At 71.6% G+C, this 13,799-nt stretch carries 16 protein-coding genes; 6 read left to right on the top strand and 10 right to left on the bottom strand.

Annotation, left to right across the window (positions count from 1 at the left end):
* Nucleotides 1-122: 122 nt before the first annotated feature.
* The 3 genes from H1226_RS05140 to H1226_RS05130 form a co-directional block, all read right to left on the bottom strand.
* Entirely contained in the window at nucleotides 123-596 is a 474-nt protein-coding gene (locus H1226_RS05140) for a hypothetical protein (RefSeq protein ID WP_258347553.1), read from the bottom strand.
* Nucleotides 593-1,765, bottom strand: coding sequence for a glycosyltransferase family 4 protein (locus H1226_RS05135; protein ID WP_258347551.1), 1,173 nt, complete (start codon nucleotides 1,763-1,765; stop codon nucleotides 593-595). The genes H1226_RS05140 and H1226_RS05135 overlap by 4 nt, the downstream gene beginning before the upstream one ends.
* 238 nt (nucleotides 1,766-2,003) lie before the next feature.
* Nucleotides 2,004-2,654 carry an L-threonylcarbamoyladenylate synthase gene (locus H1226_RS05130; RefSeq protein WP_258347549.1) on the bottom strand — a complete coding sequence of 217 codons (651 nt, stop codon included), beginning with the start codon at nucleotides 2,652-2,654 and terminating at the stop codon, nucleotides 2,004-2,006.
* 254 nt (nucleotides 2,655-2,908) lie between these two features.
* Between H1226_RS05130 and H1226_RS05125 the strand changes: the two genes are divergently transcribed.
* Complete coding sequence (locus H1226_RS05125) at nucleotides 2,909-3,778, top strand: alpha/beta fold hydrolase (RefSeq protein ID WP_258347547.1); 870 nt, start codon at nucleotides 2,909-2,911, stop codon at nucleotides 3,776-3,778.
* A gap of 60 nt (nucleotides 3,779-3,838) precedes the next feature.
* Here the strand turns inward: H1226_RS05125 and H1226_RS05120 are convergent, their stop codons facing one another.
* Genes H1226_RS05120 through H1226_RS05105 form a run of 4 tightly spaced genes read right to left on the bottom strand, consistent with a single transcriptional unit; the run spans nucleotide 3,839 to nucleotide 7,671 of the window.
* Nucleotides 3,839-4,798: an ABC transporter substrate-binding protein gene (locus tag H1226_RS05120; RefSeq protein ID WP_373690062.1), complete on the bottom strand. Its 960-nt coding sequence runs from the start codon at nucleotides 4,796-4,798 to the stop codon at nucleotides 3,839-3,841.
* A gap of 56 nt (nucleotides 4,799-4,854) precedes the next feature.
* Nucleotides 4,855-5,898: an ABC transporter permease gene (locus H1226_RS05115; RefSeq protein WP_258347545.1), complete on the bottom strand. Its 1,044-nt coding sequence runs from the start codon at nucleotides 5,896-5,898 to the stop codon at nucleotides 4,855-4,857.
* Nucleotides 5,898-6,662 carry an ATP-binding cassette domain-containing protein gene (locus H1226_RS05110; RefSeq protein WP_258347544.1) on the bottom strand — a complete coding sequence of 255 codons (765 nt, stop codon included), beginning with the start codon at nucleotides 6,660-6,662 and terminating at the stop codon, nucleotides 5,898-5,900. Before H1226_RS05110 ends, H1226_RS05115 begins: the two co-directional genes overlap by 1 nt.
* A gap of 34 nt (nucleotides 6,663-6,696) precedes the next feature.
* Nucleotides 6,697-7,671 carry a LacI family DNA-binding transcriptional regulator gene (locus H1226_RS05105; protein WP_258347543.1) on the bottom strand — a complete coding sequence of 325 codons (975 nt, stop codon included), beginning with the start codon at nucleotides 7,669-7,671 and terminating at the stop codon, nucleotides 6,697-6,699.
* 357 nt (nucleotides 7,672-8,028) lie between these two features.
* Here H1226_RS05105 and H1226_RS05100 point away from each other — a divergent pair, with 357 nt between their 5' ends.
* Nucleotides 8,029-8,388 carry a DUF3817 domain-containing protein gene (locus H1226_RS05100; protein WP_224956386.1) on the top strand — a complete coding sequence of 120 codons (360 nt, stop codon included), beginning with the start codon at nucleotides 8,029-8,031 and terminating at the stop codon, nucleotides 8,386-8,388.
* Nucleotides 8,389-8,496: 108 nt separating this feature from the next.
* Here the strand turns inward: H1226_RS05100 and H1226_RS05095 are convergent, their stop codons facing one another.
* On the bottom strand, nucleotides 8,497-8,997 hold the full coding sequence (locus H1226_RS05095; protein WP_224956385.1) for a MarR family winged helix-turn-helix transcriptional regulator: 501 nt from the start codon (nucleotides 8,995-8,997) through the stop codon (nucleotides 8,497-8,499).
* 123 nt (nucleotides 8,998-9,120) lie between these two features.
* Here H1226_RS05095 and H1226_RS05090 point away from each other — a divergent pair, with 123 nt between their 5' ends.
* On the top strand, nucleotides 9,121-9,426 hold the full coding sequence (locus H1226_RS05090; protein WP_224956384.1) for an MTH1187 family thiamine-binding protein: 306 nt from the start codon (nucleotides 9,121-9,123) through the stop codon (nucleotides 9,424-9,426).
* Between the two features lie 59 nt (nucleotides 9,427-9,485).
* On the opposite strand, the gene H1226_RS05085 is transcribed toward H1226_RS05090, so the two are convergent.
* The gene (locus tag H1226_RS05085) at nucleotides 9,486-9,746 is read right to left on the bottom strand and encodes a hypothetical protein (RefSeq protein WP_224956382.1); all 261 of its coding nucleotides are present in this window, start codon (nucleotides 9,744-9,746) and stop codon (nucleotides 9,486-9,488) included.
* A gap of 349 nt (nucleotides 9,747-10,095) precedes the next feature.
* Between H1226_RS05085 and trxA the strand changes: the two genes are divergently transcribed.
* From trxA to H1226_RS05070, 3 genes are all read left to right on the top strand, one after another.
* Complete coding sequence (gene trxA / locus H1226_RS05080; protein ID WP_258349343.1) at nucleotides 10,096-11,013, top strand: thioredoxin; 918 nt, start codon at nucleotides 10,096-10,098, stop codon at nucleotides 11,011-11,013.
* Nucleotides 11,014-11,353: 340 nt separating this feature from the next.
* On the top strand, nucleotides 11,354-11,539 hold the full coding sequence (locus H1226_RS05075; protein WP_258347538.1) for a hypothetical protein: 186 nt from the start codon (nucleotides 11,354-11,356) through the stop codon (nucleotides 11,537-11,539).
* A 111-nt stretch (nucleotides 11,540-11,650) separates the two neighbouring features.
* Nucleotides 11,651-12,976: a DNA polymerase IV gene (locus tag H1226_RS05070; protein WP_225043611.1), complete on the top strand. Its 1,326-nt coding sequence runs from the start codon at nucleotides 11,651-11,653 to the stop codon at nucleotides 12,974-12,976.
* 6 nt (nucleotides 12,977-12,982) lie between these two features.
* Here H1226_RS05070 and H1226_RS05065 read toward each other — a convergent pair whose 3' ends face one another.
* On the bottom strand, nucleotides 12,983-13,768 hold the full coding sequence (locus tag H1226_RS05065; protein ID WP_258347536.1) for a hypothetical protein: 786 nt from the start codon (nucleotides 13,766-13,768) through the stop codon (nucleotides 12,983-12,985).
* Nucleotides 13,769-13,799: the final 31 nt, after the last annotated feature.

Here is a 13,799-nt window from a genome sequence, read left to right as displayed (position 1 = left end):
CTCGGGGAGCCGCATCGAGCCTGCTCGCGGTGCGCGGATCGGCCGCACGCGAGCAAGATACCAGCGAGTAATCTAGCCCTTCGCACCGCCGGTCGGGCTACGAAGGATGCCCGAACACTAGTTCATCGACCTGGCACGATCGTCGGGACCTTCGTCCGGCGAAACGCCACCGCCTCCGATGTCGCCCAAACGAGCACCATCGCGATGAAGGTGAGCGCCAACGTCATGGCGTCGACGGCTTCTACTCCGCGCAACGCCATCATGGTGACCAACAGCGCGAACATCTTGATGAGGAAGCCGCCCATCGAGGCGCCCAGCACGAACATCGACGCCATGCCCGCCGTGCGATGCATTAACCACAGCGTGAACAGGGACGCTCCGGAAGCGACCACCCCCGCCGTGACCGCCCCGGCCACGCCCGGCACCCCGGCGGCGAAGTAACCGGCGATCGCCGCGACGACGACGGTGATCGCGACCGGGAGCACGGACATGCGCAGCATCGCGTCGGCGAGGGCGCGCACCACCCGGGCGTGCTCGTTCACCGGCGCATCGTCGGTCGGCTTGTCGTCGACCGGCGTGTCGGCGTCGTCGCTCATCTGGTCTCTCGATCGGCTCGGGCCCGCATCCTGGGAATCACCGAAATGATAGCCGCCACGATGACGCCCACTACGATGACCCACGCCACCAGCACCGCGCTGAACAGCGTCAACGAAACCGCGCCGAAGGCGATCACCGCCGCCCACGAGTAGATGAGCAGCACCGCGCGGCGCTGCGAGTGCCCGATCTCCAGCAATCGGTGGTGCAGGTGCATCTTGTCCGCGTGGAACGGGCTCTTGCCCGCCGCGGTCCGCCGCACCACCGCCATGATCAGGTCGAGCAGCGGGACGAACAGCACCGCGGCCAGCACCAGCAGCGGCGACAGCAGCGCCAGCAGGTCCTTGCCGCCGAAGCCCGCGTAGTCCGCCTTGCCCGACGCCGAGGTGCTCGCCGTCGCCAGCATCAAGCCGATCAGCATCGACCCCGAATCACCCATGAAGATCCGCGCCGGCTGGAAGTTGTACGGCAGGAAACCCATGCAGGCGCCGGCGATCGACGCCGCGATCAGCGCCGGCGGGTAGGCGGTCACGTCGCCGCCGTGCTGCTGGAGCAGGCTCAGGCAGAACGCGCAGGTCGCGCTGGCCGCGATCAGGCCGATGCCGGAGGCCAGCCCGTCCAGGCCGTCCACGAAGTTCATCGCGTTGATCATCGTGACGACCAGCAGCACCGTCAGCAGCTGGCCCTGGTTGCTGTTGAGCACCATCAGCTGGCCGATGTGGCCCTCGTCGCCGCCCCACGGCACCCAGAAGCCGAACCACTGCACGCCGAACAGGACCAGGATCCCCGCCGCGGTCACCTGCCCCGCGAGCTTGGTCAGCGAATCGAGTTCGAAGCGGTCGTCCAACGCGCCGACCAGCACGATCAGCCCACCGGCCACGATCGCGGCGGCGGCATCGTTGGAGAAGTCGAAACCCCGCGACAGCGCGGGCAGGTTGCTCGCCAGGAACATCGCCGCGAGCACCCCGCCGAACATCGCCACCCCGCCCATCCGCGGGATGGGCGTCAGGTGCACGTCGCGCTTGCGCGGGTAGGCGACCGCGCCCACCCGGATCGCCAGCAGGCGGACCAGACCGGTCAGCAGGAACGTCACCGCCGCCGCGGTGAGCAGAACGAGCAGGTATTCGCGGACGGGCAATCCCGCCGGCGCCCACAGAGGTGCGTTGTCCATGGCGGCTCTACCCTCGCGGGCCAACGGCCCGCGGAAGGTCGATGTCCGGCCACCGGAACGGCGTCTTCAAGCTCGGCGCTCCTCATCGCTGTCCACGTTGCGCATCCGGGTGCTAACGCTATCGGCAAACAGCCGCGCCACGACCACCGGTCCGGATCAGCGAAGATCGTCCGTCCTGTCCGCCTCCTCCCGCTCCCGGCGAACTCCTCACCGCGGGAGCGGGACGCGCGGGCAGCGGTCAGGCGAGCGGTTCGACCTCGACGCCGAGGACCTCGGTGAGCTGCTCCAGGGTGATCTCGCCCTGGCGCAGCACGCGCGGCGTCGACTGGGTCAGGTCCACGATCGTCGAGGCGACCGGCTCCCCGGTCGGGCCGCCGTCCAGGTACACCTGCACCGAGTCACCGAGCTGGTCCTGCGCCTGCTGCGCCGTCGCGGGCGGCGGGTTGCCGGTGCGGTTCGCGCTCGACACCGCCATCGGGCCGACCTCGCGGAGCAGGTCCAGCGCCACCGGGTGCAGCGGCATCCGCAGGTTCACCGTGCCGCGGGTGTCGCCCAGGTCCCAGGCCAGTGACGGCGCCTGCGGCAGGATCAGCGACAGGCCACCCGGCCAGAACGCCTCCACCAGCGCGCGGGCCTGCTTCGACACGGACTGGACCAGGCCGTCGATCGTCGACCACGAGCCGACCAGCACCGGGACCGGCATGTCGCGGCCGCGGCCCTTCGCCGCCAGCAGCGCACCCACCGCCTCCGCGTCGAAGGCGTTCGCGCCGATCCCGTACACGGTGTCGGTGGGCAGGACCACCAGGCCACCGGCTCGGACGGTGTTGGCGGCGGCGGCGAGACCGGATTCCCGGCCGTCCGGACGGTTGCAGTCATACGCGGTGCTCACGCTCCGAATCCTGGCACGCCCCGCGCGCACCCCGGCGGGTGGTGCCCGTCCGCACCGGCGCGGGCCTATCCTGCCGAGTAACACCGGCGCCCCCGCGCGAGATCGAAGGGGTGCGCTCGTCCCGGCGGAATCGTCGCCCCCACCACCGTTCACCCGCGGCAACGCGACGGTCCGCCGCACGTCCCCGCGAACGACCGGCTGGTCCGCGGCACCGCAGCGGACCGCCGCACGCCAGTCCCGAACAAGGAGTACAGATGACCGCCCCGCCCCAGGGTGTCGAGGTCGACCACGTCGAGTTCCCTGCCGGCAAGATCCGCTACTACCGCTCGGGAGCCTCGGGGCCCGCGATCGTGCTGCTGCACGGCGGCGGTCTGGACAACGCGATGCTGAGCTGGCGGCACGCCATCCCGGTGCTCGCCGCCGACCACCGGGTCTACGTCCCCGACCTGCCCGGCCAGGGCGGCAGCCTCCCGTGGCACGGCCGCGCCAACCAGCGCACCTGCGAGGAGGTGCTGCGCTGGCTGCTCGATGCGTGGGGAGTGCGGGACACCATGATCGTCGGGTTGTCGCTGGGCGGCAGCATCGCCACCGGCTTCACGCTGCGGCACCCGCGGCGGGTGCGCGGCCTCGTCCTCGTCGGCTCCGGCGGGCTCGTGGCCCGGCTCGACCGGCACCTGCTCAGCTACCTCGCCACCCGCGTCGACCTCATCGGCACCACCGGCGCGAAGCTGCTGGCGCGGCACCGCGGGCTGGCCCGCCGGATGCTGGCGAAGCGGCTGTTCACCGGCGACCGTCCGGTGCCCGACCTGGAGAGCATCGTCGACGAGGTCGCCGCCGAAGCCGCGCAGCGCGACTCGGTGTTCGCCGACTGGCAGCGGGACTCGCTGGGGCGGCGCGCCATGCGCGTCAACCACGGGCCGCACCTCGACCAGCTCCGCTGCCCCGTGATGTTCATCCACGGCGAGCGGGACTCGGTGGTGCCCGTCTCCTCGTCGCGGCAGGCCGCCACCGCCATCTCCGGCGCGCAGCTGCACGTGATCCCCGGCGCCGGGCACTGGCCGAACCGGGAGAAGCCGAACGAGTTCAACGCGCTGCTGCGCGAGTTCGTGAACGCGCGGGCGTGAGCGGGGAAGGGAACCTTCCGGTCACCGATGACCGGAAGGTTCCCTTCATCGCACCCCTGGTCAGCAGGTGGCGCGGTAGAAGTGCTGCGCCTGCTGATCCATCGAATCCCGGGTGAGCGCGATCATGTCGGTCTTCGTCTCCCGCTCCACCGGCTCGCCCTTGATCGCGGCGATCGCCCGGTTCACGCCCTCCCGGCCGATCTCGGCGGGGTTCTGCGCGATGAGCGCCTGCACCCGCCCGCTGCGCAGGTCGTCGACCTGCTTGGGGCTGGCGTCGAAGCCGACGAGCTGCACCTGACCGGACCGCCCGGCGTTGGCGAGCGCGGTGCCCGCCCCCTCACCGGTGTTGAGGTTGGTGCCGAACACGCCCACCAGGTCCGGGTTGGCGGCCAGCGTCGCGGACACGATCTGCGCGGCGGTGGCCGGTTCGTTCTCGGTGTACTGCGTGGGCAGCAGCTTCAGGTTCGGGTGCTTCGCGATCTCCTCCTCGAAGCCGCGGGCCCGCTCGTCGGTGGTGGAGGTGCCCGCCTTCGTGTTCAGCGCCAGCACCGAACCGGGCCGGTCCCCGACGAGCTCGGCGAGGGTCTGCGCGGCCAGCACGCCGCCCGCGTGGTTGTCCGAGGACAGCGAGCTCACCGCGATCGACCGGTCCTCCAGCGCGGTGTCGACCTCCACGACCTGCACGCCGTTGTCCTTCGCCTGCTGCAGCGGGGTGGCGAGCGCCTTGTCGTCGGTCGGCGCGATGATCACCGCACCGGGCCGGGAGCTGACGACGCCGTTGAGCAGCTGCGCCTGCTCGGCCTGCTCGAACTTCTCCGGGGCCTGCGCGTTGAGCTCGTACCCGGCGGCCGCGGCCGCCTCCTTCGCCGCGCACTCGATGGAGACGTAGAACGGTTCCCCGCGCATGCCGGTCAGCAGTGCCAAGTTCTTGTTGCCCGGGTCGGTGGCCGCTCCCCCGCCGTCCCCGATCTGCCCGGATCCGCAGCCCGCGAGCAGAGCGCCCGCCGCCAGCACGACCATCACCGTCGACTTGATCTTCACTTGTTCCTCCACACACCGTTGTGCTGCAAAGCGGGTCAGCGGCTGCTGCGCGCCCGGCGGCGCCGCTGGTCGAGCCAGACGGCGGCGACGAGCACGGCACCGACCGCGATCGGTTGCCAGAACGGCCGGACCCCGGCCATGACGAACCCGGCGTCGAGCACGGCGGGGATGAACACGCCGATCACGCTGCCGAGGATGGTGCCCACGCCGCCGAACAGGCTGGTCCCGCCGAGGACCACCGCGGCGATGGCGTTGAGGTTGTCGTTGCTGTGACCGCTGATCGTCGTGGTGCCGAAGTAGGCCAGCGACATGAACCCGGCGAGCCCCGCCAGCACCCCGGTCAGCGCGTACACCGCGACCAGGTGCCTGCTGACGTCGATGCCCGCGCGCCGCGCCGCCTCCGCGTTGGAACCGATCACGTAGGTGTGCCTGCCGAACCGGGTGGTGTGCAGCGCCCAGCCGGCCAGCAGGGTGACCGCCGCGGCCAGCAGCACCAGGTTCGGCACCACCCCGAACGAGGTGCCGGTGCCGAAGGTCTCGCGCAGCGCCGCGGGCACGGTCCGCACGTCGATGCCGTTCGTGAGCAGCTGCGCGGCGCCGAGGGCCGCGCCGAACGAGCCGAGCGTGACGATCAGCGCCGGTACCTTCGCCACCGCCACCAGCAGCCCGTTGAGCACGCCCCACGCGGCACCGCCGAGCAGCGCCACCACCAGCCCGACCGCGATCACGCCCCACCCGGCGCCGGTGGCGTCGCCGCCGCTGAGCGCCTCCATCGTCTGCGCGGACACCACCCCGGCGAACACCAGGACCGAACCGACGGACAGGTCGATGCCGGAAGTGATGATCACGAAGGTCATGCCGACGGCCAGCATCAGCAGCGGCGCCGCCTGCACCAGCAGCGTCTGCAGGTTGAACAGGGTCGGGAAGGCGTCCGGGCGCACCGCGCTGAACAGCACGCACAGCGCCACCAGCACCAGCCCGGTCCACAGCGTCGGCGAGGCGGCCAGCCGGGCGCGGAAGCCTTGCGGGGTCTCGGCGAGCTCTCCGGTGACCTCGGAGTTCGGTGTCGTCGCGGGCATCAGCTCTCGTCCTCCTGGGTCAACGCCCCGGTCATGGCGCCCACGAGCTCTTCCAAGCTCACGTCGGCGGCGCGGAAGCGGGCGACGCGGCGGCCCAGCCGCAGCACCTCCACGCGGTCGGCGACCGACCGCACCTCCGGCATGTTGTGGCTGATCAGCACCACTGAGATCCCGGTGTCGCGGACGCGGCGCACCACGTCGAGGACCCGCTCCCGCTGCACCACGCCGAGCGCGGCGGTCGGTTCGTCGAGGAACACCAGCTTGTCCGCCCAGGCCACCGAGCGGGCCACCGCGACGCTCTGCCGCTGGCCGCCGGAGAGCGCGCCGATCGGCACGTCCAGGTCCGGCAGCGAGACGCCGAACGTGGCGAACTGCTCGGCGGCGCGGCTGCGCATGGCCTTCTCGTCCAGCATCCCGAGCTTGCCGAGCAGGCCGGGGCGGCGGATCTCCCGCCCCAGGTACAGGTTCGCCGCCGGATCGAGGTCGGGAGCCACCGCCAGGTCCTGGTAGGCCGTCTCCACCCCGTGCGCGCGGGCGGCGACCGGCGAGTCCAGCTCCACCGGTTCGCCGGAGATCAGGACCTGCCCGGAGTCCGGGCGCTCCACACCGGACAGGCACTTGACCAAGGTGGACTTCCCGGCGCCGTTGTCGCCGATGAGGGCGACCACCTCGCCGGGGTGGACGGTGAACGAGGCGCCGCGCAGCGCCTCCACGCCGCCGTACCTCTTGGTGAGTTCGCGTGCTTCCAGCAGCGGTTCGGACATCAGACCTTCCCGGGTTCGAGGGGGTGGTTCCGGTTCACGCCGACACCTCGCCGGATCCGCGCGCCAGCAGCCGCGTCGGCAGCACCAGCCGCCGCGGCGGGGCGGTGTCGCCGCCGAGCCGCGCGTACACCGCCCGCGCCGCCGAAGCGCCCAGCTCCCGCACGTCGTAGGTGATCACCGTGATCGGCGGGTCCAGCAGATCCGCCAGTTCGAAGTCGTCGAAGCCGACCAGCGCCGGGCGCGCCACCCGGCCCGCCAGCGCCCGCAGCGCGTGCACCGTGATCCGGTTGTTCCCCGTGACCAGCGCGCTGGCCGCGCGCAGCGGCCCGGCCAGCGCGTCCGCCACCGACTCCGCGGTGTGCGGCCCCATCCGCACCAGCTCGGCGTCGAACGGGACACCGGCCTGCGCGCAGCCCTCGCGGAACCCGCGGAGCCGCTCCGCCGCGGTGCTGATGCCCGGCGCGTCCCCGAGGAACGCGATGCGCCGGTGCCCGTGCTCGGCGAGGTGCCGTGCGGCCAGCGCGGTGCCGCCCACGTTGTCGACCAGCACCGTGTCCGCTTCCACCCCGCCCGCCGGCCGGTCCACGAACACCACCGGGGTGCCGGTGCGCACCTCCCGCGCCAGGTAGCCGTGCCGGTCCCCCGCGGGCACCACCAGCAGGCCGTCGACCCGGCGGGACAGGAATTCCAGCACCAATTCCCGCTCCCGCGCCGGATCCTCGCCGGAAGAACCGGTCAGCACCTGCGCGCCCTGCGCGCTCACGACTTCTTCCACGGCGCGCGTCAACATCGAGTAGAAGGGATTCGCCACGTCCTCCAGGACGAGGCCCACGATTCCGGTCTCGGCACCACGCCGCAGATTTCGCGCCCCCAGGTTGCGGCGGAAACCGAGCTGGTCGATCGCGACGAGAACGCGGGACGCCGTGCCCGGATGCACCCCGCGCTCCCCGTTGACCACCCGAGACACCGTTTTGATGCTCACCCCGGCGAGGCGCGCCACGTCGTTCATCGTGGCGCGCCGAACATTCCCGGAATCAGACAACGTTGTCATGATCTGGCGGATTCCACCGGGCCGGGCCAGCGGTGTCAATGCTCGACCGCACCGCTGCGTACCGACGGGCGCAGAAATGCGGCCGAACGGCGCAGCGGAATCGCGGAAATCATTCGTCCGCGATCGGCCCCGCACTTTTCCGAATCAAGATCGAAATCAGCGGAACCCACCGGGAAGACAAGGTTGTCACAATTCCGTTTCGGGATCGATCACGACGCGACGCCCGTCACCGGTGGCCGTGTGACCGCGCGCACCCGGCACACTCGAAGACGTCGAGCGCCGACCGGCGGCGCCGCGCGGAAAGGCTGGTTCACGGTGTTGCGCACCTACGCGGGGTGGTTCCGCCTCGTCGCGATCGCTGAAGCGTGCTCGTGGGCGGGGCTGCTGATCGCGATGGCGTTCAAGTACGGCCTCGGCATGCCGACGGGCGTCACCGTCCTCGGCTGGGTCCACGGGCTCGTGTTCACCGGCTACGTCGTGACCTGCCTCGTGGTGTTCAGCCCGCTGCGCTGGTCGTTCCCCGTCCTGGTGGCCTCGCTGGTGTCGTCCATCCCGCCGCTGGCCTCCGTCGCCTTCGAACGCTGGGCGAACCGGCGCGGACTGCTGACGTGGCGCGACTCGGCGGAACCGACGTTCTGGGGACGGGTCGCCCACGTCCTGCGCACCCTCAACTGATCATGCGATGAAGGGAACCTTCCGGTCACCGGTGGCAGGAAGGTTCCCTTCATCGCACCGGGACGCGCGGGGCCGCCGCGATGATCGAGAGGTACCGGCGCGTGCGCCTCAGAAGTCCCCGGCCGCGTGGCGGACCCTGCCGAGCAGTTCGGTCAGCTGCTGGGTCTGCCGCTCGGTCACCCCGCCCAGGCCGAACTCGATCTCGGTGACCGATTCGGTGGCGCGCTTCATCAGGTCCCGCCCGCCGTCGGTGATCTCCACCAGGGTGGTGCGCCGGTCCGTGGGGTGCGGCACCCGGCGCACCAGCTCGTCGTGCTCCAACCGGTCCACGATGTTGGTGACGCTGGTCGGGTGCAGCTGGAGGCGGTCGCCCATCACGCGCATCGGCAGGCTGCCGCGCCGGGAGAAGGTGAGCAGCACGAGCGCCTCGTAGCGGGCGAACGTCAGGTTGTGCGGCCGCAGCGCGGTGTCCACTGCGGACTGGAGGATCTGCTGGACCCGCATCACGCTGGTGACCGCGGCCATCGTCGTCGACGGTCCGATCCGCTCCGACCACAGCTCGGCCGCTCGTGCGATGGGATCGAAGGGCAGCGGACTACGAGCGCTCATGCCCCGACGCTAGCAGCGGGCGTCGCGGAGACGAATGACCATTCGCCCGCCGATGCGCGAGGTCCCGGCCGGATCGCGCATGATCGTGCTGAATCTGCCCGAACAGCGCAGGAGGAAGAGCGAATGCTGGTGGCGTTCAGCGTGGCCCCGTCCGGTTCCGGCGAGGACGGCGGCGTGAGCGAGGCGGTCGCGGCGGCGGTGCGGGTGGTGCGCGAATCGGGCCTGCCGCACGAGACGACCTCGATGTTCACCACGATCGAAGGTGACTGGGACGAGGTGATGGACGTGGTGAAGCGGGCGACCGAAGCGGTGTCGTCGCGCTCGCCGCGCACCAGCCTGGTGCTCAAGGCCGACATCCGGCCCGGGCACACCGGGCAGCTGCAGGAGAAGGTGCGCCGCGTCGAAGAGCACCTGTCGGCCGGGGAATGAACGAACCGGCCGGGGAGCCCTCGCGGACTCCCCGGCCGGTCGTGTTCGCACTGGGTCGATCAGCCCTTGATGGAGGGGTGGTCGACGACCGGCGCGTTGGTGCAGTCGCTGGTCTGCGGCGACAGGACCGGCACCACGACGCCGATGGCGGCACCGACGTTGTTGCCGCAGGCCTGCACCGGCACCGCGCTGATGTTGTTGTCGTCGACCAGGTTCACACCTTCGTTGCCGGCGGTGTCGGCGAAGGCGGTCGAGCCGAGGGACACCATGCCGAGGGCTGCGATGCCGGCAGCGCCGGCGACGCGGGTTGCAATACGCACGTTCTGAAACCTCTCCTAGAACTTCGGGCAGGGAGCTCGGTCCCGGCTCTTTCCCGGGGCTCCCCTCGCGCCGATCAGGACAAGATCCCGACCAGGCACAGTGGCTCCTTCGGCGACCACCCCGGGAAAACCTGAGGGGAATCCACGTAACCTCAGCCTTTCGAGTGGTCATCAGCACTCGTTCAGGTTGATCTCTCAGGTAGAACTAGCGGACCGTCACCGGCCGTGCGGCGCAGCTCCCGGCCCCGCCGGACAACCCTTGCCCACGCACCGCGCGCGAGGCGCCGCGTGTCAGGATGGAGAGGTGACGAGGCCCGATCCACGCCAGAACGCAGCCATGCCCGCCGCGATGGCGGGCGCAGTCGACCTGTCCGCGCTGAAGACCAAAGCGGACAACGCCTCCCGGCAGCCCGCCGCGGGCGGCCCCGCCGAGAACACCTCGGCGCCCGGGACCCCGACGGTCATCGACGTCACCGAATCGACCTTCCAGGCCGAAGTCGTGGACCGCTCCATGCAGGTCCCCGTCGTCGTCGACCTGTGGGCCGAGTGGTGCGGCCCCTGCAAGCAGCTCTCCCCCGTGCTCGAACGCCTCGCGGCCGAAGGCGGCGGCAGCTGGGTGCTGGCGAAGGTCGACGTGGACGCCAACCCGCGGATCGCGCAGCTGTTCCAGGTCCAGTCCATCCCCACCGTGATCGCGATCGCGGGCGGCCAGCCCGTCGAAGCCTTCGCCGGCGCGCAGCCCGAACCGCAGATCCGGCAGTGGATCACCCAGCTGCTCGACGCGCTGCGCGAACAGCTCCCCGGCATCAGCGCCGCCGAGCAGGGCGCAGCCGATCCCGGCGAGCAGGAAGAACCGGAAGACCCCCGGTTCACCGCCGCCGAAGACGCGCTGGAGAACGGTGACTTCGCCGCCGCCGAAGCGGCCTACCAGCGGATCCTCGACGCCGAACCCGCCAACGAGCAGGCCAAGGCCGCGCTCGCCCAGGTCCGGTTCAGCGCTCGCGCCGAGAACGCCGACCCGGCCGCCATCGAGCGCGCCGACGCCGCGCCCGACGACGTCGACGCCCAGCTCGCCGCCGCCGACGCCGAACTCGCCGGGCAGCAGGTGGAAGCCGCGTTCGACCGGCTCGTGCGCACCGTCAAGCGGACCTCCGGCGACGAGCGCAACCGCGTCCGCCAGCACCTCATCGACATGTTCGAGCTGTTCCCCGACGGGGACCCGCGGGTCACCCAGGCCCGGCGGGCCCTGGCCAGCGCGCTGTTCTGAGCTTCGCCGCACACCGGCCGCCACCGATCATCGGTGGCGGCCGGTTTCGTTCCGGGGGTCGTCGGCGGCAGGAAGGTTCCCTTCGTCGCACCCGTGGCAGGAAGGTTCCCCTCGTCGCGCCCGTGACAGGAAGGTTCCCCTCGTCGCACGGGTGGCAGGAAGGTTCCCTTCGTCGTACCCGTGGCAGGGAGGTGCCCCTCTCCGCACGTGCCGGGCGCCCACGAGCTCCGGATGACAGGAAGGTTCCCTTCCTCCCACCCGTGACCGGAAGGTTCCCTTCCTCGCAGCACGGCGGCCCGGATCGGTGCCGTGCCTGCCGCGACCGTCCTACGCTGGGGACATGGCTTCCTACGGAGAACTCTTCCCGGGGCGCAAGCTCCGGCACGAGGGCGATCAGGGCGCGCCCGGGCGTGAGCACGATCCGGGTGGCCCGCTGGACCTGGACCGCGGCGTCGTGTTCCTCGCGCCGCCGAAGCAGGAGTCCGGCGAGGCACCACCGGAGCGGGACGCGCCTGCCGAGGACTGACCGCGCCCGAGGGCGAGGAAGGGAACCTTCGTGTCATCCGTGACCGGAAGGTTCCCTTCCTCCCGGGCGGGGTGCGTGGTCGTTGTCGGTGGCATCTCGTTGAATGTGCACATGCGCAGATGGGTGCTGCACGTGGACATGGACGCGTTCTTCGCGTCGGTCGAGCAGCTCACCCGTCCCACGGTCGCCGACCGGGCGGTGCTGGTGGGCGGCTTGGGGCCGCGGGGCACGGTGGCGGGGGCGAGCTACCAGGCCCGCGCCTACGGGGCCCGGTCGGCGATGCCGATGGCGGAGGCCCGGCGGCGCTGCCCGGTGGCGGTGGTGCTGCCGCCGCGGGGCCGTGTGTACCAGGCGGTGAGCCGCCGCGTGTTCGAGATCGTCCGGGACGTGTCGGAGGTGGTCGGCCAGGTGTCGATCGACGAGGCGTTCCTGGAGCCGGTGGAGCTGGCGGGTGCCGAGCCGGCGGAGGTGGAGCGGTTCGCGGCCGGGTTGCGGGAGCGGATCCGCGGCGAGGTGGGGGTGCCGGCGTCGGTCGGTGCGGGTTCCGGCAAGCAGCTGGCGAAGATCGCGTCGGGGTTGGCGAAGCCGGACGGAGCGCTGGTGGTGCCGCCGGAGCAGGAGCTGGAGCTGCTGACCGGGCTGCCGGTGCGGAAGTTGTGGGGCGTGGGCCCGGTCACCGAGTCGAAGTTGCACCGCATCGGGGTGTACAGCGTGGGTGAGCTGGCGGCGCTGCGCTTGGGCGATGCGACGGCGCTGCTCGGGCAGGCGCACGGCGCGGAGTTGCACCGGCTGGCGCACGGCGTGGACGACCACCCGGTGGCGGAGCGCGCGGAGGCGAAGCAGGTCAGCGCGGAGACGACGTTCGACGTGGACATCACGGAGCCGGTGCGGTTGGCGACCGAGGTGGACGGGATGGCGGAGCACGCGCACCGCAGGCTGGTGTCCTCGGGCCGGGCGGCGCGGACGGTGACGGTGAAGGTGCGGGACGCGGATTTCACGACGATCAGCCGGGCGGAGACGTTCGCGACGGCGACCTCGGACCTGGGCCCGCTGGGTGCGGCGGCGCGGCGGCTGATCGGGGTGGCGGTGCCGCCGGGCACCCCGATCCGGCTGGTGGGCGTGTCGTTCTCGGGTTTGGCGACGTCCGAGCAGGAGGCGTTGTTCGGCAACCCGTCCCAGGAACCCGAGGCGGTTCCGGAGCCGGACTCGTCGGCGCCGGTGGCGGATCCCGCGCCGGTGGCGGCGCACCGGTCGTGGCGCGCGGGCGACGACGTGTTCCACCCGGATGCCGGGCACGGCTGGGTGCAGGGCGCCGGGTTGGGCCGGGTCACGGTCCGCTTCGAGACGGCCGTGACGGGTCGCGGCCGAGCCCGCACGTTCCACGACGACGACCCGGCGCTCACCTCCGCCGACCCGTTGGACAGCCTCGGCTGGTGAAGGGCCTCAGAGCTTGGTCGAGTCCGGGAAGTGGATGGGCGGGAGGTGCCTGCGGTAGTGCCCGACCCACTTGCGCGGCGCCACGGTCTGCACGGCGCGTTCCACGGCGCGCGGGAGCCGGGTGAACGGCGGCAGGTGGAAGCGGTAGCGCACCGACGGGGTCCCGGGCAGCGAGGGCTGCTCTTCGACGCGCCAGCGCTCCAGTTCGGGGTGCCTGCTGCTGAATCCCGGGTCGGCCGGGTAGAACTCCAGCGCCACGCGCCGCTCGGGGTGCACGGGCCGCTTCTGCTCGATCCACGGGAGGCTGCCGATGCCGATGGCGGAGATCTCGTTCCACGACACCCCGTACACCTCGCCGAGGGTGCGGGCGTAGAAGCCGCTGCGGTCGAGCAGGAAACCGCGGCTGCTGAGCATGCCCCGGGAGGAGATCACGAAGCCGAGGAACACGATGCCGAACACCAGCTGCCACACCCACATGCCGACGGTGCTGCCGTTGCTCGCCAGGGTGGCCGCGCACAGCACGGTGCCGAGACCGCTGACGCCGCCGCCGATGAGCAGCAGGCGGAAGCTGTTCGCGGACACGTCGACGTCCTGCGCTTCGGGACCGAGCCCGACGGGCGCCGGGGGTTCCGGGGGCTGTTCCTGCTTGCCGTAGACGCGGGTCGCGGAGCCGCCGCGTTCCGCCCCCATCCGCGCGGTGGCGTCATTCCTGCGGGTGACGCGGCCGGGCACCGTCGCCCATTCCCGTCCGGCCCGGTCCGCGCGTTGCCATCCACCTGGAAGCCACTTCATGCTCGCCAGGGTAGCGGCGAACACGGAACGT

Origin of the sequence: Saccharopolyspora gregorii, assembly GCF_024734405.1 — a bacterium.
GTDB lineage: Bacteria > Actinomycetota > Actinomycetes > Mycobacteriales > Pseudonocardiaceae > Saccharopolyspora_C > Saccharopolyspora_C gregorii.
The sequence above is the reverse complement of the archived record's forward strand: the minus strand, read 5'-3'. Positions and strand labels throughout refer to the sequence as shown.

Coding starts and splice junctions, on each gene's coding strand:
- H1226_RS05140 (WP_258347553.1), bottom strand. CDS start 596: ATGAGCGACGACGCCGACACGCCGGTCGACGACAAGCCGACCGACGAT.
- H1226_RS05135 (WP_258347551.1), bottom strand. CDS start 1,765: ATGGACAACGCACCTCTGTGGGCGCCGGCGGGATTGCCCGTCCGCGAA.
- H1226_RS05125 (WP_258347547.1), top strand. CDS start 2,909: ATGACCGCCCCGCCCCAGGGTGTCGAGGTCGACCACGTCGAGTTCCCT.
- H1226_RS05120 (WP_373690062.1), bottom strand. CDS start 4,798: ATGGTCGTGCTGGCGGCGGGCGCTCTGCTCGCGGGCTGCGGATCCGGG.
- H1226_RS05115 (WP_258347545.1), bottom strand. CDS start 5,898: ATGCCCGCGACGACACCGAACTCCGAGGTCACCGGAGAGCTCGCCGAG.
- H1226_RS05110 (WP_258347544.1), bottom strand. CDS start 6,662: ATGTCCGAACCGCTGCTGGAAGCACGCGAACTCACCAAGAGGTACGGC.
- H1226_RS05105 (WP_258347543.1), bottom strand. CDS start 7,671: ATGAACGACGTGGCGCGCCTCGCCGGGGTGAGCATCAAAACGGTGTCT.
- H1226_RS05095 (WP_224956385.1), bottom strand. CDS start 8,997: ATGAGCGCTCGTAGTCCGCTGCCCTTCGATCCCATCGCACGAGCGGCC.
- H1226_RS05090 (WP_224956384.1), top strand. CDS start 9,121: ATGCTGGTGGCGTTCAGCGTGGCCCCGTCCGGTTCCGGCGAGGACGGC.
- trxA (WP_258349343.1), top strand. CDS start 10,096: ATGGCGGGCGCAGTCGACCTGTCCGCGCTGAAGACCAAAGCGGACAAC.
- H1226_RS05075 (WP_258347538.1), top strand. CDS start 11,354: ATGGCTTCCTACGGAGAACTCTTCCCGGGGCGCAAGCTCCGGCACGAG.
- H1226_RS05070 (WP_225043611.1), top strand. CDS start 11,651: ATGCGCAGATGGGTGCTGCACGTGGACATGGACGCGTTCTTCGCGTCG.
- H1226_RS05065 (WP_258347536.1), bottom strand. CDS start 13,768: ATGAAGTGGCTTCCAGGTGGATGGCAACGCGCGGACCGGGCCGGACGG.